The organism is Terrisporobacter muris (genome assembly GCF_024621905.1).
GTDB classification, from domain to species: domain Bacteria; phylum Bacillota; class Clostridia; order Peptostreptococcales; family Peptostreptococcaceae; genus Terrisporobacter; species Terrisporobacter muris.
The window spans coordinates 1-2,035 of record NZ_JANKBY010000483.1; the positions used below are offsets into that span (position 1 = coordinate 1).

Below are 2,035 nucleotides of genomic sequence, written 5' to 3' on the forward strand. Positions count from 1 at the left end.
AATTTATGTATGTCTACATAAAAGTCATATATTTAACTTTATTTTACATAAAAAAAAGAGCCCTTGGCTCTTTTTATATAACTTCTGAATTTGGTGCTAATATATTAACACTGTCTATTCCATCTAAGGAACGTAAACTTTCTATAATTTTATTATCCTCATCTTTTGCTATTTTTAGCTCGTATACCAACTCAAATGAATCACTCAATATATTTTTTGCTTTGATTTTACTAGTTCCTTTTGCTTCATTTACTATATCTTGTATCAATTTTATATCTGTATTTTCTCCTCTAACAACTAGTAGTAATGATTCACTGTTTTTTGGTTCTTTGCTTGTCACTAACATTAATATAGACATTATAACTGAACTTATTATTCCAGTAGTATAATTATTTGTTGCAGATGTTATTCCTATACATAATGCCCAAAATATATATCCTGCATCTCTAGTATCTTTTATATTTGTTCTGAATCTTACTATAGATAGTGCACCTAGCATCCCTACAGACAACATCAAATTAGTTTTTATAATAAGCATAAATACTGTTGATAAAAACGCCACCATAGCCAGTGTTACACTGAATTTTTTATTATATGTCAATGTTGTATTTGAAAACTTATATGTTGTACATAATATTACTGATAATATCATTGAGAAAGATAATATTACTAATATTTCTTTCAGACTTATAACTTGCAAACTATTTTCTAATACTGTTTCTAAATTTATTAATTCACCCATATTAACCTTCCTTTATTTAATAATAATATTGTTTTAATAATTGCCTTGATGTTTCATATTTACTTGGTGGTTTTCCTAATAAATCACAGTTTGATAATATATCTTGGATTTGTGCAAACAAAAATCTATCATATTTAACTTCTAGTATAGTTTTATCTTTGTCTAGTGCTTGTTTAAAATTCACATTATCACTAAACAAATCATAATCAAAATCTGTGTACCTTAAGTTATTATCTAGTGTTATTCTGGTATTAAAACACTTATGAGTATATGCACGTCTATCATATTCAACAAGTGAAACTGGTCTGTAATGATTTGTAGTCATTAAATTATAAGCATACTCAGAAATATCTGTATCATATTTTAATAACACTTCATAATTCCCATTTATAATTTCTATGGCATCTTCTTTAGTTATTTTTATAGTTTCTTTTAGCTGCCTTCCATAATATTTTCTTTTAATTTCAAATTTTACAGTTGTGTCCTTAGTTGTATAAATTCTAAGTCTAATTCTCTTTCTTTCATATGCTTTAGTTACTTTTTCTATATAATCAATATTTGATATACTATCAAAATATAAACTTCTAACTGAATATCCATTATACCCACCATAAGCATCTGGTGTTAATAATTTATCTAAGCAACTTAATAAATATAATCTATCCTTAAGGGATACTAAATACTTAATTTCCTTTCTAGATACGGCTATTGTAGATTTAGATTCTTTTTTATTTTCCATATGGTGATTTTCTATTTGTGTCATTTTTGTACTTCCTCCTTAGTTTAGTTTTATATTTTTTTTAAAATATATTCTAAATAATAAATAAGTTAGATGATTAATAGTAGAGATTTGATGTACAGAGAAAAAGTAGAGATAATACGAAATTCGCTTCGCTCATATGGCCAAAATTGAGAAGCATATAGTCAACGATATATCCTCGTTACCACTTCATACAACTTAGTTACTTAAAAACAACTTTTTTATATCTCAATATTTGTTGGTATTACTTAGCTTCATGAGTTCTTCCCAGATTTGAGAGCAATGTAATTTTCTTATATGTAAAAAAAGAGTATAAATTTGATCTTTCAATTTATACTCTTTTAAAATTTTTAAATAAATTATAAAATTATTCTTGCAAAGTTTGTCGAATTTTGTTATTATAAATATACAGTTATTTCCCCAATAACTGATTACTCCCCAAAAAATATATTCCCTAATAAACCCCTTTTTATAATATATTTTGGAATCCTTGCTTGATCGGTAAAGCAAGGATTTTTTTATTTTAATTAATT

At 25.3% G+C, this 2,035-nt stretch carries 2 protein-coding genes; both read right to left on the bottom strand.

Features of this window, described 5'->3' with window-relative positions; genetic code table 11:
* Positions 1-73 precede the first annotated feature (73 nt).
* Positions 74-742 carry a DUF4956 domain-containing protein gene (locus NSA58_RS19560; RefSeq protein ID WP_052232818.1) on the bottom strand — a complete coding sequence of 223 codons (669 nt, stop codon included), beginning with the start codon at positions 740-742 and terminating at the stop codon, positions 74-76.
* A 16-nt stretch (positions 743-758) separates the two neighbouring features.
* Positions 759-1,505, bottom strand: coding sequence for a polyphosphate polymerase domain-containing protein (locus tag NSA58_RS19565; RefSeq protein ID WP_257560885.1), 747 nt, complete (start codon positions 1,503-1,505; stop codon positions 759-761).
* Positions 1,506-2,035 lie beyond the last annotated feature (530 nt).

Coding starts and splice junctions, on each gene's coding strand:
- NSA58_RS19560 (WP_052232818.1), bottom strand. CDS start 742: ATGGGTGAATTAATAAATTTAGAAACAGTATTAGAAAATAGTTTGCAA.
- NSA58_RS19565 (WP_257560885.1), bottom strand. CDS start 1,505: ATGACACAAATAGAAAATCACCATATGGAAAATAAAAAAGAATCTAAA.